At 70.8% G+C, this 20,549-nt stretch carries 25 protein-coding genes; 22 read left to right on the top strand and 3 right to left on the bottom strand.

The window, feature by feature from the left end; all coding sequences use genetic code 11:
• The first annotated feature begins 140 nt into the window (after positions 1–140).
• The 21 genes from Q9R20_RS05440 to Q9R20_RS05340 all read left to right on the top strand — a co-directional run bounded on the left by Q9R20_RS05440 (position 141) and on the right by Q9R20_RS05340 (position 17,875).
• Positions 141–569: a hypothetical protein gene (locus tag Q9R20_RS05440; RefSeq protein ID WP_311248342.1), complete on the top strand. Its 429-nt coding sequence runs from the start codon at positions 141–143 to the stop codon at positions 567–569.
• Positions 566–1,213, top strand: coding sequence for a class F sortase (locus Q9R20_RS05435; RefSeq protein ID WP_311248341.1), 648 nt, complete (start codon positions 566–568; stop codon positions 1,211–1,213). Before Q9R20_RS05440 ends, Q9R20_RS05435 begins: the two co-directional genes overlap by 4 nt.
• Positions 1,214–1,334: 121 nt before the next feature.
• Positions 1,335–1,733 carry a hypothetical protein gene (locus Q9R20_RS05430; protein WP_311248340.1) on the top strand — a complete coding sequence of 133 codons (399 nt, stop codon included), beginning with the start codon at positions 1,335–1,337 and terminating at the stop codon, positions 1,731–1,733.
• On the top strand, positions 1,730–3,514 hold the full coding sequence (locus Q9R20_RS05425) for a sigma-70 family RNA polymerase sigma factor (protein WP_311248339.1): 1,785 nt from the start codon (positions 1,730–1,732) through the stop codon (positions 3,512–3,514). The genes Q9R20_RS05430 and Q9R20_RS05425 overlap by 4 nt, the downstream gene beginning before the upstream one ends.
• 122 nt (positions 3,515–3,636) lie before the next feature.
• Positions 3,637–4,362 carry a thioredoxin domain-containing protein gene (locus Q9R20_RS05420; protein ID WP_311248338.1) on the top strand — a complete coding sequence of 242 codons (726 nt, stop codon included), beginning with the start codon at positions 3,637–3,639 and terminating at the stop codon, positions 4,360–4,362.
• 145 nt (positions 4,363–4,507) lie between these two features.
• Positions 4,508–5,404, top strand: a complete 897-nt coding sequence (locus Q9R20_RS05415) for a MetQ/NlpA family ABC transporter substrate-binding protein (RefSeq protein WP_311248337.1) — start codon at positions 4,508–4,510, stop codon at positions 5,402–5,404.
• Entirely contained in the window at positions 5,401–6,426 is a 1,026-nt protein-coding gene (locus Q9R20_RS05410; RefSeq protein WP_311248336.1) for a methionine ABC transporter ATP-binding protein, read from the top strand. The genes Q9R20_RS05415 and Q9R20_RS05410 overlap by 4 nt, the downstream gene beginning before the upstream one ends.
• On the top strand, positions 6,423–7,082 hold the full coding sequence (locus tag Q9R20_RS05405; RefSeq protein ID WP_311248335.1) for a methionine ABC transporter permease: 660 nt from the start codon (positions 6,423–6,425) through the stop codon (positions 7,080–7,082). Before Q9R20_RS05410 ends, Q9R20_RS05405 begins: the two co-directional genes overlap by 4 nt.
• A gap of 196 nt (positions 7,083–7,278) precedes the next feature.
• On the top strand, positions 7,279–8,292 hold the full coding sequence (locus Q9R20_RS05400) for a metal ABC transporter solute-binding protein, Zn/Mn family (RefSeq protein ID WP_311248334.1): 1,014 nt from the start codon (positions 7,279–7,281) through the stop codon (positions 8,290–8,292).
• The gene (locus Q9R20_RS05395; RefSeq protein WP_311248333.1) at positions 8,289–9,104 is read left to right on the top strand and encodes a metal ABC transporter ATP-binding protein; all 816 of its coding nucleotides are present in this window, start codon (positions 8,289–8,291) and stop codon (positions 9,102–9,104) included. Before Q9R20_RS05400 ends, Q9R20_RS05395 begins: the two co-directional genes overlap by 4 nt.
• The gene (locus tag Q9R20_RS05390; protein ID WP_311248332.1) at positions 9,101–9,961 is read left to right on the top strand and encodes a metal ABC transporter permease; all 861 of its coding nucleotides are present in this window, start codon (positions 9,101–9,103) and stop codon (positions 9,959–9,961) included. Before Q9R20_RS05395 ends, Q9R20_RS05390 begins: the two co-directional genes overlap by 4 nt.
• Before the next feature lie 41 nt (positions 9,962–10,002).
• Positions 10,003–10,416, top strand: a complete 414-nt coding sequence (locus Q9R20_RS05385; protein WP_311248331.1) for a transcriptional repressor — start codon at positions 10,003–10,005, stop codon at positions 10,414–10,416.
• The gene (locus Q9R20_RS05380; protein ID WP_396653660.1) at positions 10,403–11,431 is read left to right on the top strand and encodes a permease; all 1,029 of its coding nucleotides are present in this window, start codon (positions 10,403–10,405) and stop codon (positions 11,429–11,431) included. Before Q9R20_RS05385 ends, Q9R20_RS05380 begins: the two co-directional genes overlap by 14 nt.
• A complete protein-coding gene (locus Q9R20_RS05375; protein ID WP_295839728.1) occupies positions 11,424–12,281 on the top strand; it encodes a TIGR03943 family putative permease subunit in 858 nt (285 codons plus the stop codon). The genes Q9R20_RS05380 and Q9R20_RS05375 overlap by 8 nt, the downstream gene beginning before the upstream one ends.
• Positions 12,271–13,677, top strand: a complete 1,407-nt coding sequence (locus tag Q9R20_RS05370) for a hypothetical protein (RefSeq protein ID WP_295839729.1) — start codon at positions 12,271–12,273, stop codon at positions 13,675–13,677. Before Q9R20_RS05375 ends, Q9R20_RS05370 begins: the two co-directional genes overlap by 11 nt.
• Positions 13,674–14,393, top strand: coding sequence for a DNA-3-methyladenine glycosylase (locus tag Q9R20_RS05365; RefSeq protein ID WP_311248330.1), 720 nt, complete (start codon positions 13,674–13,676; stop codon positions 14,391–14,393). Before Q9R20_RS05370 ends, Q9R20_RS05365 begins: the two co-directional genes overlap by 4 nt.
• 143 nt (positions 14,394–14,536) lie before the next feature.
• A complete protein-coding gene (gene rpmB, locus Q9R20_RS05360; protein WP_055832508.1) occupies positions 14,537–14,773 on the top strand; it encodes a 50S ribosomal protein L28 in 237 nt (78 codons plus the stop codon).
• Positions 14,773–14,943: a 50S ribosomal protein L33 gene (gene rpmG, locus Q9R20_RS05355; RefSeq protein ID WP_013584775.1), complete on the top strand. Its 171-nt coding sequence runs from the start codon at positions 14,773–14,775 to the stop codon at positions 14,941–14,943. Before rpmB ends, rpmG begins: the two co-directional genes overlap by 1 nt.
• Positions 14,944–14,947: 4 nt before the next feature.
• Positions 14,948–15,253, top strand: a complete 306-nt coding sequence (gene rpsN, locus Q9R20_RS05350) for a 30S ribosomal protein S14 (protein ID WP_022878196.1) — start codon at positions 14,948–14,950, stop codon at positions 15,251–15,253.
• Positions 15,254–15,524: 271 nt separating this feature from the next.
• Positions 15,525–15,812: an HU family DNA-binding protein gene (locus tag Q9R20_RS05345; RefSeq protein ID WP_013584778.1), complete on the top strand. Its 288-nt coding sequence runs from the start codon at positions 15,525–15,527 to the stop codon at positions 15,810–15,812.
• Between the two features lie 77 nt (positions 15,813–15,889).
• Complete coding sequence (locus tag Q9R20_RS05340) at positions 15,890–17,875, top strand: cytochrome c oxidase assembly protein (RefSeq protein WP_311248329.1); 1,986 nt, start codon at positions 15,890–15,892, stop codon at positions 17,873–17,875.
• Positions 17,876–17,884: 9 nt separating this feature from the next.
• Here Q9R20_RS05340 and Q9R20_RS05335 read toward each other — a convergent pair whose 3' ends face one another.
• Both Q9R20_RS05335 and Q9R20_RS05330 read right to left on the bottom strand, forming a co-directional pair.
• Positions 17,885–18,964: a hypothetical protein gene (locus tag Q9R20_RS05335; RefSeq protein WP_311248328.1), complete on the bottom strand. Its 1,080-nt coding sequence runs from the start codon at positions 18,962–18,964 to the stop codon at positions 17,885–17,887.
• Between the two features lie 42 nt (positions 18,965–19,006).
• Positions 19,007–19,837: an NAD(P)/FAD-dependent oxidoreductase gene (locus tag Q9R20_RS05330; RefSeq protein ID WP_311248327.1), complete on the bottom strand. Its 831-nt coding sequence runs from the start codon at positions 19,835–19,837 to the stop codon at positions 19,007–19,009.
• Positions 19,838–19,887: 50 nt separating this feature from the next.
• Here Q9R20_RS05330 and Q9R20_RS05325 point away from each other — a divergent pair, with 50 nt between their 5' ends.
• Complete coding sequence (locus tag Q9R20_RS05325; protein ID WP_311248326.1) at positions 19,888–20,358, top strand: MerR family transcriptional regulator; 471 nt, start codon at positions 19,888–19,890, stop codon at positions 20,356–20,358.
• Here the strand turns inward: Q9R20_RS05325 and Q9R20_RS05320 are convergent.
• A complete protein-coding gene (locus Q9R20_RS05320) occupies positions 20,328–20,549 on the bottom strand; it encodes a hypothetical protein (RefSeq protein ID WP_311248325.1) in 222 nt (73 codons plus the stop codon). The genes Q9R20_RS05325 and Q9R20_RS05320 overlap by 31 nt on opposite strands.

The raw sequence follows: 20,549 nt of genomic DNA, 5'->3' as shown, positions 1-20,549 counted from the left end.
CCACGTCCTCTCGTCGAACCCCGACCCCCAGACGAGAGGAACGGTGTGGCCGGCCCCAAACCGGCCGCACTCCGCGGGGCCGGTCCCCCCGACCGGCCCCGCTCCCTCATTCCCCTGGCCCTTCCCCGAACGAGAGAACAGTGACGACAGAGCCGAACCCGGTGGTGACGCCCGCGGGTGACACGTCCCCGGCGAGCCTCCACCCCATCGTGCGGACGGTCCTCCTCGCCGCCGCGAACGAAGCCGCCACCGCCCGCGGGCCCCGGCGCCGCGAGGCGTTCCGCACCTCCCGGTACCTCCTGGCCGCCTGCCGCGTTCTCGAGCAGCCCCGCGCCGACATCGCGGCGCTCCTGGGCGTCCGCGCGGCAGCCGTCTCCGCCCGCAACACGGTGGAAGGGGCCATCCCCGCCGAGACCTTCGCCCGGCTCGCGGCCATCTCCCTCGACGAGATCGACGCCTGGCGATCTGCGGGAGTCCTCCCCGACCCCGTCGCGGAGTTCCCCGGGCGGATCTCCTACCCCGCCACGGCCCTTCTCGACGCCCTGCTGCGCACGAGGTGGGCGGCATGACCGCGCGGACGCGTTCCCGGGTCGTCCAGGGGGTGCTGGCCATCGCGGCCGTGGCCGCCATCGCCGTCGCCGCCTTCGCGCTCCTCACCCCGCCCGCCGTGCCGGCCGATCTGCCCGTCGACATGGCCGGGCGCCCCGTCGTGCCCGACGTGGTGCCCACTCCAGCATCCGGAGACACCTCCACCCCCTCGGGGATCGGGCAGTTCCAGGTGCCGTCCACCGGCCTGGACGTTCCCCTCGGCGTGATGGACGTGGTGAGCGGCACCATCGACCCGCCGGGCTTCACCTCCGCGTACTGGATCCGCTCGATGGGCGTCTCTCCCGCGAACGCCGCCGACGGGACCGTCTACGTCGCGATGCACTCGCTCCGCAACGGCGGAATCGGCCCCGGCAACTACCTGATCGACGTCGAGCGGGGGAGGTCCTCGCTCGCCGTCGGCGACGTGATCGAGGCGGCCGGCGCGTCGTACCGCGTGACGGGGGCGCGCGACGTGCTCAAGAGCGACCTAGGCGCCGACGCCGACCTGTGGAGCGACAAGCCCGGTCGTCTCGTCGTCATCACCTGCCTGCAGCGCCCCGAGGGCGGTCCGTCCACGCACAACGTCGTCATCGAGGCGACGCTCGTCCCCTCGCCGACCACGTGAGTGCGAGGTGGTGATCGTCGCGCGGGCGAATCCACGGGTGAATCGTCGGCCCCTCGGCGTCATGAAGTGCCGCTCGCCTCATCTGAAGAGTCGACAGCGCTCACGAAAGGACCCGACCGCCATGTCCGCAGCCGCCCTCGACTCCCCTCCGCCGTTCCACCGCACCGTCGAGAACCTGCCCGCCGAATCGGTGCACATCTCCTCCCGTCCCGATCTCTGGGCGGATGCCGGCTTCCAGCCCGTCTCGACCTCGCGGCCCGTTGCCGCCGCCGAGCCCGCCGCCCAGGATGACCCACTCGATCCCGAAGGCCTCGGTCCGATCGCAGCGTTCGCCGGGAGCGCCGCGATCATCGCCGCCGTCGTCCTCTGGATCGCGGGCGTGCACTTCCTTCCCGGCATCCTCTTCCTCGGCGGTGGCCCCATCGCCATCGGCGGCCTGTGCTTCACGATCGCCAGCCGCGCGAGCGCCCGGGCCGCCCGCTCCACCGCCGCGCGGCGCAGCACCTGGACGAGCGCATGAGAGTGCGCACCGAGGCGTCATCGGACCGCGACCTGCTCGCCGCCGTCCGTGCCGGCGACCGCGCCGCCTACGGCGTGCTGTGGGAACGGCACGCCGAGGCCGTGCACCGGGCTGCGACGTTCTTCACCTCGTTCGAGGCCGACGACATCACCGCCGAGACGTTCTCGCGCATCCTCAAGACGATCGACCGGGGCCACGGTCCCACCGACACGTTCCGGGCCTACGCGCTCGCCACCGCCCGCAACGTCGCCGCCGAGTGGGGGCGTCAGCCGACGGAGGCGTCGGTGCACGTCGGTCCCGAGTTCGCCGACGACCGCGCCCATGACTTCGCCTCGCTGCTCGCCGACGACCGCTCCCTCGCCGTGCGCGCCTTCCACTCGCTGCCCGACCGCTGGCAGGAGGTGCTCTGGTACAGCGAGGTGGAGCGGATGAAGCCCGCCGAGATCGCCCCCCTGCTCGGCATCCAACCGAACGCCGTCGCGGCTCTCGCCCTGCGCGCGAGAGAAGGGCTACGGCAGGGGTGGATTCAGGCGCACCTGCGCTCGGAGCACGTGCCCGACGACCACAAGTGGGTCATCGAACGGGCCAGTCGCTACCGTCGCGGAGCGCTCACGAAGAAACAGAGAGCCGCGGTCGACGCCCACCTCGAGGACTGCCCCAACTGCCGCTTAGCCTACGACGAGGTCGACCAGGCGACCCGGCGCATCGCCTCGGTGCTGCTCATCACCGTGCTCGGACCGGCGGCCACCGGCTACGCGACCCTGGTGTCCCTGCACGACGCCCCCGCGGCCCAGGCTGCGGAGGGTCCGCTGCGCCCGCGCGTGCGCCGCGGGCGGTCGTCGGCGGGGACCATCGCGGGGGTGGCCGTCACCCTGGCCTGCATCCTCATCGCGGGCGGGATCGTCTCGGGAGCGGTGATCGCGGCGATCCTCGCGCCGCCGTCAGGGGCGACCGACGAGGTGTCGCAGGTGCAGACGGTGCCCACCCCTCACCACGACGACACGGCCGCCCCCGGTACCGACGCCGTCCCGCCCCCGGTCGTCGAGACGGTGCCCACGACCGAGCCCACCCCGGATGCCGAGAAGCGCATACGGAAGGGACGCTCGCACACCGCGCCTCGGGTCACGACGCCGACCGCGCCCCGCTCCGCCGAGCCGACGGCATCTGCCTCCCCGACGCCCGAGGCGACGCCGACCCCGACCGGGGCCCCGACCCCGGAACCCAAGCCGACGCCGAGCCCCACGCCGTCGCCCGCGCCCACCCCCACCCCGACGCCCTCACCCGACACACCCGTGCCCTTCGCCATGAACCTCGACCAGCCGGCATCCGATCTCATCCCGCACCTCGACGGGACGGCGGCGCCGGGGACGACGGTGACGGTGACCTGGACCGATCAGCGCGGGGTGGCGACGGACCAGGCCGCGGCCGCGGACGCCGAGGGGGTGTGGGCGCTGCCGGGGCCGGTCCTCAGCGAGGCGGGCGAGTATGCGCTCCGCGCCACGACCGACACCGGCGACTCCCTCTCGCGCACGGTCACGATCGACGACGATCTGATGATCCTGCTCACGCGCACCACCGACGGGTGGGATGCCGCCGTCACCGCCGGGGGGACGACGACCCTCGAGATCGTCCACGCCGACGGCTCGACCACCTACGAAGACCTGACGCCGTCGCGCTCCGCGCGCTACTCGATCCGAGCGGGAGACGGCGCGAGCCCCCGCAGCATGCGGGTCACCGACGGCACGCACGTCGGCATCGACAACATTCTTCCCACGGCATAGACGCCGTCGCGTCATGATCGGCGCCTCCCCGCATCTTGCAGGTGGACCGGTCGGTCGTCCCGGGGACATTGGGGGACCCGAGAGTGCCGGCCGGTCCCCCGTTCCCCTGAAGGAGGCCCTCCATGTCCCGTTCCGCACGCCGTTCCGTCCGCACCGTCACCGCGCTCGCCGTCGGTGCTCTCGCCCTCGCCGCGATGACGAGCTGCGCGCCCGCAGCGCCCGCGCCGGCGGTCACGCCGACGACCGCGACCTCGTCTCCTGCCGTCCTCCCGTCCAGTCAGAAGGGCGCCGCGCACTTCGACGAGGGCTATCTGCAGCTCGGTGACGGCCCCAAGACCGTCGACCTCTACTTCGACCCGATCTGCCCCTACTGCAAGAAGTTCGAATCGCTGTCGGGGCCGCTGCTCTTCTCGGCCGTCGAGCAGGGCGAGGCGACCCTCCGCCTGCACCCGCTCGCGTTCCTCGATCGCCTCTCGGCAGGAACCGCCTACTCGACCCGAGCCGCGTCCTACCTCACCGCCGTCGCCGTCGAGCACCCCGACCACCTGCAGGCCTTCTTCCAGCAGCTCTTCGACCAGCAGCCCGCCGAGAACACGCCCGGCCTCTCCGACGAGCAACTCGACGAGCTCGCCCGGGCCGCCGGCATCCCCTCTCCCGAGGACCTCGACCCGAACGCCTACGCGGGCTGGGTCACCCAGCGCACGCAACTCGCCGCCCAGGGACCGCTGTCGACCACGACGCAGATCCCGCGCATCTCGCACGTCCCGGTGGTGATGGTCGACGCCGACGTCTTCGGCGGCAACAGCGTCGACACCGCCGACTTCGCCGCGTTCTACGCCTCGCGCTGACCCGTTCGCAGCAGCGGGCGACGCCGGGCGGACGGTGCCGCACGCTGACCAGCGGCCGTCCAATCCGGTTACCCCGTGTGACAGCCCGTTACCACCCGTAACGTGCCGAATTCGGCATCCGGCCGGCACGTGATGCCGTAGACCCATGACTTCTCGCACCACTCGCCTGGCCACGATCCTCGGCGCCTCCACCGCAGCCCTCCTCCTCACCCTGACCGGATGCGCCGGGGGAGCGGCATCCGACGACTCCTCGCGCATCGTCCTCGGTGCCGACGACGGCAACGAGGCGCACTGGACGGTGCTGAAGCAGAAGCTCGCCGACGAGGGCGTCGAACTCGAGGTGCGCACCATCAACGACGGCGTCGCTCTCAACCAGGGCGTGCAGGACGGCGAGCTGGACGTGAACCTCTTCCAGCACCTCATCTACCTGTCGCAGTTCAACGTCGAGAACAACGGCTCGCTCGTGCCCGTCGGCGCGACCGCGGTCTACCCACTCGCGCTGTACTCCGAGCAGTACCAGGACGTGAAGGACCTGCCCGAGGGTGCGACCGTCGCGATCCCCAACAACCCCACCAACCTCGCCCGCGGTCTGCTCAACCTGCAGACGGCGGGACTGCTCACGCTGAAGGACGGCGGCAACGCCCTCTCCACCCCGGCCGACATCGAGACCACCAAGGTCGAGCTGCTGCCCGTCGACACGAACCAGACCGTCACCGCGCTCAAGGACGGCAGCGCCCAGGCCGCGATCGTCAACAACACCCAGGCGCAGAAGGGCGGGCTCGGCGACGAGCTCATCATCTTCAAGGAAGACCTCGACAACCCGCAGCTCGCGCCCTACATCAATGCCTTCGTCACGCGCGACGACAAGAAGGACGACCCGCGCTGGGAGAAGCTCGTCGCGGCGTACCACTCGCCCGAGGTCGAGGCGGCCGTCACCGAGCTGAACCAGGGCAACCTGCAGTTCAAGACCGAGTGGACCGGCGCGCAGCTGCAGGACGAGCTCACCAGCCTTGAGGACGCCCTCAAGGCCCAGAACGGATGACCGCGGTCATCGAGCTGCGGGGCGTCACGAAGAGCTTCCGCACCGATCGCCGCTCCTCCACCACCGCCGTCGACGACGTGTCGCTGACGGTGGAGGAGGGGTCGATCGTCGGCGTCATCGGATACTCCGGCGCCGGCAAGTCCACCCTCGTGCGCCTGCTCAACGGGCTCGAGCAGCCCACCTCGGGCACGGTCGAGGTGCTGGGCGTGAATGTCGGGGATGCCACCGAGGCGACGCTGCGCGACCTGCGGCGCCGCGTCGGCATGATCTTCCAGCAGTTCAACCTCTTCACCTCGCGCACGGTCGCGGCGAACGTCGCCTACCCGTTGAAGGTGGCGGGGTGGAAGAAGGCCGACCGCGACAAGCGCGTCGCCGAGCTGCTCGACTTCGTCGGCATCGGCGACAAGGCGAAGCAGTACCCGCGGCGCCTCTCGGGCGGGCAGAAGCAGCGCGTCGGCATCGCCCGCGCGATCGCGACCGACCCGCGCATCCTGCTCGCCGACGAGGCGACGAGCGCCCTCGACCCGCAGACCACGGCCGAGGTGCTCGACCTGCTGCGCGAGATCAACCGGCGCCTGGGCATCACGATCGTCGTCATCACGCACCAGATCTCGATCGTGCACGAGCTGTGCGATCAGGTGATCGTCATGGACGGCGGACGGGTCGTCGACAGCGGCGACACCTACCGCGTGTTCGCGCATCCGCGCGCCGAGCTCACCAAGCGCTTCGTCGCGGCGGTGACGCAGGGCGTGCCCTCGGGCGAGGCGCTGTCGGCGCTCGCCGCGGGAGGCGGCGACCTGGTGAGCGTCGAGATCAACGAGTTCACCAGCGAAGACGTCTCGAACGTCTTCCACCGCCACGGCGTGCGCCACTCCGTGGTCTACGGCGGGGTCACCGACGTGCTCGGCAAGCAGCTCGGCACGCTCACCTACCGCGTGCACACCGACGATCTGGATGCCGTCGTCGCGGAGCTGCGCGCCCACACCGACGTCGTCGTCCCCACCGCGGAGGCCCGCGCATGAACAAGTGGGACACCCTCACCCCGGTGCTGCTGCAGTCGATCGGCGAGACCGTCTACATGGTCAGCGTCTCGCTGCTCATCTCGGGCGTCGCCGGGCTCATCATCGGAGCATTGCTGTACGCCACGCGTCCCGGCAACCTCTTCGCGAACCGCGTCGTGTTCGCCGCCGCGAACCTTGTGATCAACGTCATCCGTCCGATCCCGTTCATCATCTTCCTCACCGCCGTGGCCCCGGTCACGCGCGCGGTGACGGGGACGACCCTGGGCACGGATGCCGCGATCGTGCCGATCACGATCATGGCCACGGTCGTGATCGCCCGCGTCGTCGAGCAGAATCTCGTCGCCGTCGACCCCGGCACCGTCGAAGCGGCCCGGGCGGTGGGTGCACGGCGCATCGGCGTGCTGTTCGGCGTCGTGATCCCCGAGGCTCTGGCCCCGCTGATCCTCGGCTACACGTTCATGTTCATCGCGGTCGTCGACATGTCGGCGATGGCCGGGTACATCGGCGGCGGCGGTCTCGGAAACTTCGCGATCATCTACGGCTACCAGCAGTTCAACCAGCAGGCGACGTGGGTGACCGTGGCGATCATCGTCGTGATCGTGCAGGCCGGGCAGCTGCTCGGCAACGCGCTCGCGCACCGCATCCTGCGGCGCTGACGCGCTCCGCGCGGCGGCATCCCGTCGAGTGTCCAAGACACCCGGACGATTTTCGGATCCGTCCGGGTGTTTTGGACACTCGCGGCCCGGAAAGGCAGTCACGCGCGCCTTCGAGCGCAGGATGCCGAGCCTGAGAACCTCATATGGGCTCGGCGCTGAGTTTGAGAACGATTATCACCAGCGTTACGGTGTCCGTATGACCCGTCGCATCCTCGCCCCCGTCGTCCTCGGTGCCGCCTCCGTCCTCGCCCTCGCCGGGTGCGCCGGTGCGTCTCCGTCAGGCGGAGCGAGCGCCGACGCGTCGGGCAAGGTGACCGTCGTGGCATCGACCGACGTGTACGGCTCGATCGCCGAGGCGGTCGGCGGCGACTACGTCGACGTCACCTCGATCATCACCTCGCCGACGCAGGACCCGCACGAGTACGAGGCCAGCGCGCAGGACCAGCTGACGCTGAAGAACGCCGGTCTCGTGATCGAGAACGGCGCCGGCTACGACAGCTTCATGGAGGCGCTCGTCGAGGCGAGCGGCACGTCCGCCCCCGTCATCACCGCGGTGGACTACAACCACGACTACCCGGGCGCCGAGTCGCACGACGAGGCGCACTCCGACGAGTCGACCCCCGCGGCGACGGAGGCCGCCGACGACCACGACCACGCCGAGGGCGAGGGGCACGACCACATCGAGGGCTTCAACGAGCACGTCTGGTACGACCCGCACACGGTCGAAGACCTCGCCGCCGCGATCGCCTCGGAGCTCGGCGAGATCGCGCCCGACCACGTCGCCGACTTCAACGCCAACGCCGAGGCGTTCACCCAGCAGATCGCCGGTCTCGAGGACTCCCTCGGTCAGATCGAGGCGAAGGATGCCGGGGCGAAGATCTTCGTGACCGAGCCGGTGCCCGTGTACCTGACGACCGCGGCCGGGCTCGACAACGCCACCCCGAACGAGTTCAGCGAGTCGGTGGAGGAGGGCCAGGACGTGCCCCCCGCGACTCTGCTCGAATCGCTGCAGCTGCTGGACTCCGGCGAGATCCGGGTCATGATCGTCAACCCGCAGACCGGCGGTGCCGAGGTCACGCAGGTGCAGGACGAGGCCAAGGCCAAGAACATCCCCGTGATCGAATTCACGGAAACGCTCCCCGAGGGACAGACTTACATCTCGTGGATGCAGAGCAACATCACCGCGCTGAGCGACGCGCTGGCGGCGTGAGCGACGCCGCACCGCTGCGCATCTGCGGCGCCGCCCTCGAACGCGGCGGCCGGGAGCTGTGGGCCGGGCTCGACCTCGAGGTCGAGCCCGGCGAGCTCGTTGCGGTGCTCGGTCCGAGCGGGTCGGGCAAGACGACGCTGCTGCGCGCGATCCTCGGGCTCGAGCGCCTGAGCGCCGGCACGGTCGAAGCCCTGGGCACCCCCGTCCGTCGCGCGGGCAACCGCCGCATCGGCTACATCCCGCAGCAGCGGCCCCTCCCGCGCGAGACGCCGCTGCGCGGTCGCGACATCATCGGCCTCGGCGTCGACGGGCATCGCCTGGGTCTTCCCCTGTCGCGCAAGAAGGACCGAGCCCGCATCGACGAGCTCCTCGAGGCGGTGGGCGCGACCGCTTTCGGCGACCGTCCCGTCGGGTTGCTGTCGGGCGGAGAGCAGCAGCGGCTCCGGGTGGGCCAGGCTCTCGCTGACGACCCTCTCCTGCTGCTGTGCGACGAGCCGCTGACGAGTCTCGACCTCGCCAATCAGCAGGCGGTCGTGCGGCTGATCGACCGCCACCGCCGCGAGCGCAACGCGGCCGTGCTCCTCGTCACGCACGACATCAACCCGGTGTTGTCACGCGTCGACCGCATCCTCTACATCGCCCACGGCCGCTTCACCCTCGGCACGCCCGACGAGGTGCTGACCACCGAGACCCTCTCGGCGCTCTACGGTGCGCCCGTGTTCGTGGTCCGCGCGGGCGGTCAGCTCATCGTCGTCGGAGCCCCGGATGCCGATGAGGCCCATCACCATCACCACGACGAGGACGACGTATGAACTGGTCGGACGTCGGAGACGCCCTGTTCGGCGGGGTGAGCCAGTACGGCGCGATCCTCGAACTGGTGCAGAACTCCGTGTACGCGGGTGCGGTGCTGGGGCTCGTGGGCGGACTCATCGGCGTCTTCGTGATGCAGCGCGACATGGCCTTCGCGGTTCACGGCATCAGCGAACTGTCGTTCGCAGGCGCCGCGGTCGCCCTGCTGATCGGCGTCGACGTCGTGTCGGGGTCGATCGTGGGTTCCCTGATCGCCGCGGCGCTTATCGGCGTGCTCGGTGCCCGCGCGCGCGACCGCAACTCCATCATCGGCGTGCTCATGCCCTTCGGTCTGGGTGTCGGCATCCTGTGCCTGTCGCTCTACAACGGCCGCAGTGCCACCCGGTTCAGCCTGCTGACCGGCCAAATCGTGTCGGTGCAGAGCGCGCAGCTGGGCTGGCTCGTGGTCATCGGCGTCGCCGTGCTGGTGGCGCTGCTGCTCATCTGGCGGCCGCTGCGCTTCGACTCGCTCGATCCGCAGTCCGCCGCCGCCCGCGGGGTGCCGACGACCGCGGTGTCGCTCGCGTTCATGCTGCTGCTCGGTCTGATCGTGGCCGTCGCCGTGCACATCATCGGCGCTCTTCTCGTGATGGCACTGCTCGTGACGCCCGCCGCGGCGGCGATGCGCGTGGCATCCGGGCCCCTGTCGGTACCGGTGCTCGCGGCGCTGTTCGGCTTCGTCTCGGCCGTCGGCGGCGTGCTGCTCGCGGTGGCCGGAACCCTCCCGGTGAGCCCCTACATCACGACGATCTCGTTCGTGATCTACCTCGTGTGCCGGCTGGTCGGCGCGCGTCGCGATCGCACCACCCGCGCGGTGTAACGCCCAGCCGATTCACCGAACGCGTCGATAGACTCACCGCCATGGTCCAGCGCAACACGTGGCAGCGCGAGCGCGTGCGCGAAGCCCTCTCCGGAGCGGGCGGCTTCGTCAGCGCGCAGTCGCTGCACGCCACGCTGCGCGACGAGAACACGGGCATCGGCCTCGCCACCGTGTACCGCACCCTTGCCGGGCTCGCCGCGCGCGGTGATGCCGACTCGCTGCAGAGCCCCGACGGCGAGAACCTGTTCCGGGCGTGCGAGACGCGCGGTCACCACCACCACCTGATCTGCCGTTCGTGCGGCAAGGCGGTCGAGATCGCAGCCACCGACGTCGAGGAGTGGGCGCAGCGCACGGCCGCCCAGCACGGGTTCAGCGAGGCCGAGCACGTGGTCGACATCTTCGGCATCTGCACTGACTGCGCCCGCACGCGGGCTCGCGAGCGTGGCGACGAGTAGTCGCACCACGGCACCGACGCCGCAGCGGACGGGCGCCCCCCGCACCGTCGTCGCGCTCGGCCTCGGTGTCGTCGTGATCACGGCGCTGTTCCTCGTCGACGCCTTCGCCCCGACGTTCTTCACGCAGCCGCTGCCGACCCGCGCGCAGGACGGGCTGACGCTCGCGCTGAGCGTCCTCATCGAGTCGCTCCCGTTCGTCATCCTCGGCGTGCTGCTGTCGATCATCGTGCAGGTGTGGGTGCCGCCGGGGGCGATCGAGAGATGGATGCCGCGCGCGCCCTGGGCGCGCCGGGCGGTGCTGTCCCTGCTGGGCATGTTCATCCCCGTCTGCGAGTGCGGAAACGTGCCCTTCGCGCGTGGTCTGCTGATGCGCGGCTTCGGCGTCTCCGACACGCTGACGTTCCTGGTGGCGGCGCCGATCGTGAACCCGATCGTCATCATCAGTACGCACGCCGCCTTCGGCTTCAGCGACGGCATCCTGGTGGCGCGCCTGATCGGCGGCTACCTCGTCGCGAACCTCATCGGCTGGCTGTACAGCCGGCATCCCGATCCCGACAAGCTGCTGACCGAGCGCTTCCTCGCGACGTGCGAGATCGTCGTGCAGGAGCGCGGCGACCGCGGCCGTCGCTCGATCGCCCAGTTCGTCGTCGAGCTGCGGTCGGTCATGCCGGCGCTCATCATCGGTTCTCTCCTGGCGGGCGCCGTGCAGGTGCTCGTGCCGCGCAGTGCGTTGCTCGCGATCGGGTCGGACCCGGCGCTGTCGATCGCGGCGATGATGCTGCTGGCCATCGTCGTCTCGCTGTGCTCGAACGTGGACGCGTTCTTCGCGCTGTCGTTCGCGTCGACGTTCTCGCCCGGTTCGCTCGTGGCCTTCCTCGTGCTGGGGCCGATCATCGACGTGAAGATGCTCGCGCTGCTGCGCACCACTTTCACCACGCGCGTGCTCGCGGGGATGACGGTCGTCGTGGTGCTCTTCGCCTTCGCTCTGGGAACGGTGGTGAATCTCCTTGTCTAGATCAGCCGCTCTCGCCACCCGCTGGCTCGGCGTCGGTCTCACGGCCTGCCTGTCGATCACGACGATCGTGCTCTGGGTCACCGGTCGCATGGCGCTGTACATCAACCCCGACTCGGCGTGGTTCGCCGTCGGGATGTCGTTCGTCGCCCTCGCCGGTGCCCTCGCCTCGTTCGCGTTGCCCCTGGGCGCCGAGGCCGATCACGGGCACGACCACGAGCACGGGCACGCCCCCGCGTCGTCGTCGGCGCGTCGCGAAGCGTTCGCGCACGCTGATCACGAGCACTCCGACCCCCTCGACGCCCACGACCACGCCGCGCACGACCATCTCGCCGCCCGGCCGCGCCTCACCCCGGGCGGCATCGCCGCCTTCACCGGCGGCGTGCTCGCCTCGGGTGCGGTGATCGCCGTGCTGCTCACCCCCGCGACGTCGCTGTCGACCGACCTGGCGGTCTCGCGCGACGTGGGCGCGCCGCCCCTGTTCGCCGGCTCCGACGTGGTGACCCTCGCCGCCTCCGGCGACACCTCGCAGTTCGGCATCGGGGACTGGTCGGCGGTCTTCGCCCACGCGACCAACCCGGAGACCTTCGACGGCAAACCGGTGACGCTCACCGGGTTCATCACCCCGGGGGGCGACGGCGCGAGCTTCGATCTCACCCGCCTGGTCATCACGCACTGCGTCATCGACGCGCAGACGGCGCGCCTGCCCGTGGCGGCGTCCGTCGACGCCCCCGCCACCGGTCAGTGGGTGACGGTGACGGGGACCGTGCGCTCCAGCGGAGACGGCGCCCTCGAGGTGCACGCCGACCAGGTGGCGTCCATCGACGAACCGGCGGACCCGTATGAGTACTGACTCCCGTCGCTCGCGCTCCCGGCGTCGGCGCGGGCGCGGGTTCGCGATCGCGTTCGCCGCGATCCTCGTCTCGCTCGTCGTGATCGGCGGAGTGGGCGGGGTGGTCGCGGTGGCCCAGGGTCCGCGCGTCACCGACGTGCAGGTCGATCCGAACGCGGCGGTGAACGCCTCCGGCTCGCGGGTGATCCTCACCACCACGCAGTCCCTCGAGACCGTGGACCCCTCGCAGGTCACGGTCGAGCCGGCCGCCCCGTTCACCGTCGACACCTCGGGTCGCAGCGTCGGCGTGCGCTTCACGCTGCCGCTGCACGACGACACCGACTACCGCATCACCGTCGCCGACGTGAGCGGCCTGGGTGCCGGCCCCTCGGCCACCCTCACCGAGGAGTTCCGCACCCCGCCGCTCGAGGCGTACCTCATGCAGCGCGGGACGCCCGAGGGCGACACGATCTTCCGCACCGACCTGCAGGGGCAAGCGGGTCTGCCGGTCTTCGTGCACCCGCACATCGAGGACTTCCGTGCGACCGCGAACCATCTCGTGATCTCGGTGCGCGACGGCGACACCGCGCGGGTCATCGTGACCGACCCCGACGGGGGCAACCAGCGCGACATCCCGCTGCCGGGACCCGGGTTCGTGACCAACCTGCAGTCGGCCGATCGCGGCGAACGCATCGGCTTCACCTTCTCGGATGCCGACCTGGGCGCCGCCGGGGGACGCGAGAGCCGTCTGTTCACGGCGTCCGCCGCCGAGGATTCGGCTCCCACCGAGGTGGGCCTGAACGGCGGCGACGTGCGCATCGCCGACTACCGCTTCGTCCCCGACACCGACAGCATGCTCGTGCTCACCTTCGACTCGCGGCTGCTGCTCACCGACGCGCAGGGCGGTAACGCCGCTCCCCTCGGCAGTGCCGTGTCGATCGACGGGATCGCGCGCGGGTCGTCGGTGGCGATCGTGGAGCGACTCGAGGGCATCCGCGAGATCGACCTCACCACCGGGTCGGAGCAGGGTCTCGTGCAGCCCGTCGATCCGCCCGGGCTCACCGGTCGCGCGACCCCCGTTCCGGGTGCCGACGCGGGCACGGTCCGCTCGTTCGCCGACATCAGCGACGACGGCGTCTCGCGCTCCACGATCGTCGCGCACGTCGACACGGCGGGGGCGGTGCGTCCGCTGCTGACGGTGCCCGGCTCCGACACCGTGCTGCAGACGTGCGTGTCGCCGAGCGGGCGCTACGCCGCCGTGCTCGTCGCCCCGCGGGCCGTCGACAACCCCTTCGACCGCTATCAGCTGCCGCTGCCGGAGCGCCTGCTCACGCATCTCGTCGAGGTCGACACCGGGCAGGAGGTGCAGGCCCTGCAGGGCTTCGACCTGTCGTGGTGCCAGGTGCCGCCGCAGTGACGCGTCCCGCCGCGCGCGCCGATCTCGCCGGACTCCCGGTCGAGGTCGCCCCGCAGCTGCTGGGGGCGCTGCTCGAGACGGTCGTCGCCGGGGAGCGCGTCGTCGTGCGTCTCACCGAGGTCGAGGCGTACCACGGTCGCGGAACGGGCGAGGTGCCCGATCCCGGGTCCCACGCGCGCATGGGCCCGACCGCGCGCAACGCCACCATGTGGGGCGAACCGGGGCACCTGTACGTGTACCTGAGCCATGGCATCCATTCGTGCGTCAACATCGTCTGCGGTCCCGAGGGGGTGGCCGGCGGTGTGCTCCTGCGCGGCGGCGAGATCGTCGAGGGTGCCGACATCGCCGAGCGACGGCGCCTCGAACGCCGCGGGGCGGTGCGCTCGGCTCGCGACCTCGCGCGCGGACCCGGGCGTCTGGGCGACGCGGTGGGGCTGCGGCATCCGATCCACGACGGCATCGACGCGGTCACCGGCGCGGAGCGCGCGGGCGCGCGGGCTCGGCTGCTGCTGGCCGAGACGCCGGTCTCGCGGATCGCCACGGGGCCGCGGGTCGGCGTGGCAGGGCTCGCCGGAACGGATGCGTTCCCGTGGCGCTTCTGGATCGAGGGGGATGCCACGGTCTCGCCGTTCCGGTGGGGACGCGGCGCGGCCGAGGCGGCCGCTCGTCAAGACGACCCTTCGGCAGGCTCAGGGCAGGCGAGCCGCCCGTGCTAGACTGACCCCTTGTCTGCGCGCACTCCAGCACGCAGTTCGCATCCCATCTCCCGATCCCGGCCTTCCGCCGTGCTCGGACGGGGTGCAGACAAGGGATCTTGGGTGGCACCGTCCGGTGTCACGGTACAGAAGGAGACATCACCATGGCAGCAGTGTGCCAGGTGACTGGAGCGGTTCCCGGCTTCGGTCACAACATCTCGCACTCGCACCGCCGGACGAAGCGCCGCTTCGACCCGAACGTGCAGAAGAAGACCTACTTCGTTCCGTCGCTGGGTCGCAACATCAAGCTCAACGTTTCGGCGAAGGGCATCAAGGTCATCGACGCTCGCGGCATCGAGTCCGTCGTCCGTGACCTGCAGGCGAAGGGCGTGAAGCTGTAATGGCGAAGAAGGCTCAGGACGTTCGTCCGATCATCAAGCTGCGTTCGACCGCCGGCACGGGGTACACCTACGTGACGCGCAAGAACCGCCGCAACAACCCCGACCGCATCGTGCTCAAGAAGTACGACCCCGTGGTCCGCAAGCACGTCGACTTCCGAGAGGAGCGCTAAGCACATGGCTAAGAAGAGCAAGATCGCGCGCAACGAGCAGCGCAAGGTCGTCGTCGAGCGCTACGCCGCGAAGCGCGCCGAGCTGAAGAAGACCCTGGTCGACCCCAACGCGACCGACGAGGCCCGCGAGGCCGCCCGCGTGGGCCTGCAGAAGCTGCCCCGCAACGCGTCGCCCGCGCGCGTGCGCAGCCGCGACGTCATCGACGGCCGCCCCCGTGGTGTCCTCACGAAGTTCGGCGTCTCGCGCGTCCGCTTCCGTGACATGGCGCACCGCGGCGAGCTGCCCGGCGTGACCAAGTCGAGCTGGTAAGCACCACTCATCGCCGAAGGGCGGGGATCCTCACGGGTCCCCGCCCTTCGTCGTTCCCGGGGTGATCACGGTGCGCACCGCGTATCCCACGGGTCTCACCGGCCCCAGGAACCTCGACACGCCGGGGGTTAAGGCGCGAAATCGGTCAAAATCCGCGTAATTCCGGGGTTCGGTTGATACTGTCGAGGCGGTCTCCCGACCACCGAGGAGGATTCCTCCTCGTCCGCAGTAACGAGAGGTGGCGCTCGCCGCCCCCTGGAGGACAAACCACATGGCCGACAAGTCCATCACCAAGACCGAGCTCGTCGCGAGCATCGCCAGCGCGACCGGGCAGAGCCAGTCCGCCGTGTCGGGCGTGCTCGACTCCCTCTTCTCCACCGTCTCCGAGGCGGTCGCCAAGGGCAGCAAGGTCTCGATCCCCGGCTGGATCGCCTTCGAGCAGGTCGCCACGTCGGCTCGCACCGGCCGCAACCCGCAGACGGGTGAGGAGATCTCCATCCCCGCCGGCAAGCGCGTCAAGGTCACCGCGGGCTCGAAGCTCAAGGCTGCCGTCAAGTAAGACGGTCTCGAACCATCAGAGGGGGGATGCCGATGGCATCCCCCCTCTGCGCTTCCCGCGCGACGTAGGCTGGTCGGGTGAATCCCCGACTTCTCCGCGTCGCGGGACCCGGCATCCTGATCGTGGTCTCGCTGATCGCGCTCGCCGTCGGGCTCGCCTACGGGGGAGGCGCGGCGGCACCGCAGCTGGCCGATCCCGGTCCGGTCGTGCGCTGGGGTCTCCCCATCGCGACGGTCCTGGTCAATCTGTCCGCCGCCACGATGGTCGGATCGCTCGTGCTGGCGCTGTTCGCGCTGCGCGCGGGGGAGCGACCCTTCGAGATCGCGCTCGACACGGCATCCATCGGCGCGGCCGTCTTCACGGTCGCCGCAGCGGTCACCGGCTATCTGACCTTCCTCAACATCCTCAACGCCAAGCCCACGCTCGACGCGGTCTTCGGCCAGCAGCTCGGACGATTCCTCGTCGAGAGCCCCATCGGCGTCGCGTGGCTCATCACGACGATCGCGGGTGCCGTGCTGACGGTCCTCACCTTCGCGGTGCGTTCCTGGATCCCGACGCTTCTCGTCGCGATCCTCGCTCTGGCCTCCCTCATCCCCATGGGGACTCAGGGCCACGCCGGCGAGGAGGCGAGCCATGACGCCGCCGTCACCTCGCTCGTGCTGCACATCATGGCCGCCGCCGTCTGGCTGGGCGGTCTTGTGCTGCTCGTGGTGATCCGCCCGGCGATGTCACGCGCGCAGCTGCAGACGACGCTGTTGCGCTACTCCTCGCTCGCGTTGGTGGCCTTCATCGTGGTCGCGATCTCGGGAACCGTGCGCGCGTCGATCGGTCTGCTGGGCCTGCAGAACCTGTGGTCGGCGTACGGCGCGCTCGTGCTGGTGAAGGTGGCCGCGCTCATCGCCATGGGGTTGCTCGGCGCCTGGTACCGTCGCCGACTCATCGCCCGCATGGCCGACGAGGCCGGTTCCCGGCGCTTCTGGGGCGTCATCGGCCTCGAGCTCGTCTTCATGGGTGTCGCCAGCGGTGCGGCCGTCGCGCTCGCGCGCACGCCCCCGCCGGTCGAGGCCCCGCTGGTCGGTCAGACCCCCGCCGAGGTGCTCACCGGTGCCCCGCTGCCGCCGGAGTTCACCGTGGATCGCTGGTTCACGGCGTGGAACGTCGACCTGCTCTGGACCCTCGTCGTCGTCTTCGCGTTGTTCTTCTACCTCGCGGGCGTCTGGCGCCTGCTGCGCCGCGGCGACTCGTGGCCGATCTACCGCACCGTGCTGTGGACGCTGGGGCTCTTCGGGGTCTTCTGGGTCACGTCCGGACCGATCAACGTGTACCAGGACTACCTGTTCAGCATGCACATGATCGGCCACATGCTGCTGTCGATGGCGATCCCGCTCATGCTGGTCGCCGGCGCCCCCGTCTCGCTTGCCGCTCGCGCGATCGCCAAGCGCGACGACGGCACGCGGGGCGGTCGCGAGTGGATCCTCTGGGCCGTGCACAACCCGGTCGCGAAGGTGCTCACCAACCCGTACGTCGCCGCCGGCCTGTTCATCGGCTCGCTGTGGGCGTTCTACTACACCGACCTGTTCCGCTGGTCGCTGTACGACCACGTGGGCCACATCTGGATGGTCGCCCACTTCCTCGTCACGGGCTATCTCTTCGTGCTCAGCCTCATCGGCATCGACCCCGTGCCGTACCGCCTCCCGTACCCGATGCGCCTGCTGGTGCTCATCGCCATCATGGCGATGCACGCCTTCTTCGGTATCGCGATCATGATGAACTCGGGCCTGATGGTGGCGGAGTGGTTCGGCGCCATGGGGCGCACCTGGGGCGTCACCCCGCTCGAGGACCAGTACGTCGGCGGCGGCGTCGCGTGGTCGGTCGGCGAGATCCCCACGCTGATCCTGGCGATCGTCGTGGCGATCCAGTGGAGCCGCAGCGACGAGCGGCAGCAGCGCCGCCGCGACCGGCACGTGGACCGCGTCGGCGACCTCGAACTCGACGCCTACAACGAGGAGCTCGCCCGGCTGGCGGCGCGCGACGCGAAGGTCGCAGCCCGCGGCGGACGCTGACGCGGTGCGTCAGTCGCTCGAGCCGCCGACGAGGATGGATGCCGAGCCGTCGGGCTGCACCGTGATCTGACCGTCGACGGTGAAGTCGACGTCTTCTTCCACCGTGCGGACGCTGCCGTCGAAGATCGAGCGGATGTCGACGACGATGTGGGCCTTCGCCGCGGCGTCGGGGATGCGCCAGCCGGCGCCGTCGGGCACGACCGACACCTCGGGCTGCTGCACGATCGACCACGTGGGTGCGTCGTCGATGCGGTTGCGGACGGTGAAGCCGAACGGGCAGCCGGTGGGCTGCAGGACCTGCTGCTCGGCGCACGCGGTGAGGAAGTCCTCGACGCGCTGCTGCACGACGCCGATGAACTCGGTCGTGGGCTGCGCCTGGACGTCGACCGGGATGCCGGCCAGCGGCGCGTCGGCGAGCACGGCGACCCCGGGGGTCGAGGAGATCGCCGTGTCGACCGCGACGGAGTACAGCCCGGGTGAGAACACCAGCAGGGGCAGGGCGGCGCTCGGGTCGGCATCCGCCCCGTCGGCGGAGACCTGTCGCTTGTCGACCTCGAAGCCGTTCACGGCGAAGCGCATCGACCCCTCGACCGACAAATCCATCACCGAGAGCGGGCTGCGCGCGAAGCGCCAGCGGGGCAGCAGGCTCGCGCCGGTGTCGGGCTCGATGTCGAATCTCGTCGTGCCGGCATAGCCGCCCGCCGTGTACGAGACGGTGACCCGGGTGGTCTCGCCGTCACTGCTCTCGTCGACGACCCGGGCGTCGGTGAGGGGCATGAGCGAGTCCGGGCGCAGCAGGGCTTCGGACGCGGTGGCGGGGAGTCCGACGGCCTCGAGCTGCGCGGAGTCGACGGCGACCCCGGGGATCGCGAGGGCATCGGCCGTGCGTCGCTCCTGGAGGAGGTCGAGGTAGTGAAGCACGAACGCGCGGGGGCTGTAGACCTCGCGGTACAGCGAGGCGGCGCCGGCGCCGAGGGCGGCGACCAAGAGCACCCCGATGAGGATGATCGCGGGGATCTCGAACCGTCGGCGTGCGCGCGCACCGCGGACGCCCTCGGGCGTCGCGGGGCCCCCGCCGGCGTTGTCCACGGACCCAGTCTAAGAAGGAGTCCTGTGGGGCCGCCGCGTACGTCACGTCGCGACGAGCGACTGCACCACCGCGACCGCCGCCAGCTGGCCTCCCGCCACCGCCGCGGCGAGCGAGAACATCGGGCCCGGCAGGTGGTCGGGCTGAGCGATGTCCCCGACCGCGTAGACGCCCTCGACGCTCGTCCGCCCGAACGGGTCGGTGCGGACGGCGCCCGACTCCTGCCGTTCGACGCCGAGGGCGTCGACGAGTCCGCCGCGGGGTGCCCAGGACGGTGCCACAAACGCTCCGGCGACCTCGAGATCGCCCCCGGCGGTTCGCAGCCGGAGGCCCTCCTCGACACCCTCCACCGCGCGGACGTCTGCGGGATCGACGACGTGGACCTCGGATGCCACCGGCTCGAGCATGCGCGCGAGGACCGTCGCGTGCGGGGAACCGTTCACGATCGCGACCGGTCGGCCGGCGAACTCGTGGCCGTGGCAGAACGGGCAATTGGCGACCGCGTCCCCCCAGTGCGCGGCGAGTCCCGGGATCGGCGGCAGCTCGTCGGAGACGCCGGTCGCCAGGATCACCGCGTGCGCGCGGAACCGCTCCCCGGCGACGTCGACGGTGAGGCCGTCGCCCTCCCGCACCACGGCCGTGGCGGCGGCATCCCGGATCTCGACCGTGTCGTACGCGGCGATCTCGGCGCGGCCGAGGCGCCGCAGGTCGGCGGGGTCGCGCCCGTCGTTCGTCAGCAGGTTGTGGGCGTGGCGCACCGTGCCGTTGCGGTACTCGCCCGAGTCGAGCAGCAGCGTGCGACGGTGCATGCGGCCGAGGGTCAGGGCTGCCTGCAGACCCGCGGGGCCGCCTCCGATGATGATCGCGTCGTACACGTCGTCTCCTCTCGCTTGCGTTCGCCTCCATCGTGTGACTTCATGTCGACATGAAGTCAAGCGGGGAGTCGATCGGCGACACGGCGGCGCGTTTCGGTCTCGACACGCACGTGCTGCGCCACTGGGAGGATCAAGGGCTGTTGCATCCGGAGCGGGATGCCGCCGGCCGGCGCCGCTACGGCGACGCCGATGTCGTGCGGATCGCCGTGATCCTGCGCAACAAGGCGGCGGGGTTGTCACTCGATCAGATCCGGGTTCTGCTCGACGAGGACGCCCGCGACCGTCACCGGGTGCTCGAGGAGCACGTGGCCGAACTCGATCGGCGCGCGGCGGACATCGCGCAGGCGCGCGCCATGACCGAGCACGCCCTGCGCTGCCGCTCGCACGACATCACCCGGTGCCCCCGCTTCCGCAGCCACATCGACGACGTGCTGTCCGGCGAGGCGCGGTGGCTGCTCGTCCACACCGAGCCGCCCGCCGGCGGTCCCGGTCAGGCCGAGAGGCGGTCGCGTTCGAAGTAGCGCGCATGGGTGCGCTGCACGGTTTCGATCGAATCGCTGTTCAGCGACACGATCTCCCAGTCCTCGCTCTCGCGGGTCTCCTCGAGCTCGAAGCGACGACGGAGAGCTTCGCGGTGACCGTCTTCGCCGGGGAAGGTGTGGACGCGGCGCTCGCCGCTCCGCCGGTTGTACTCGATGACGAAGCCAGCCAT

It is taken from the genome of Microbacterium sp. PRF11 (genome assembly GCF_031844085.1).
In the GTDB taxonomy this organism is placed as follows: domain Bacteria; phylum Actinomycetota; class Actinomycetes; order Actinomycetales; family Microbacteriaceae; genus Microbacterium.
The sequence above is the reverse complement of the archived record's forward strand: the minus strand, read 5'-3'. Positions and strand labels throughout refer to the sequence as shown.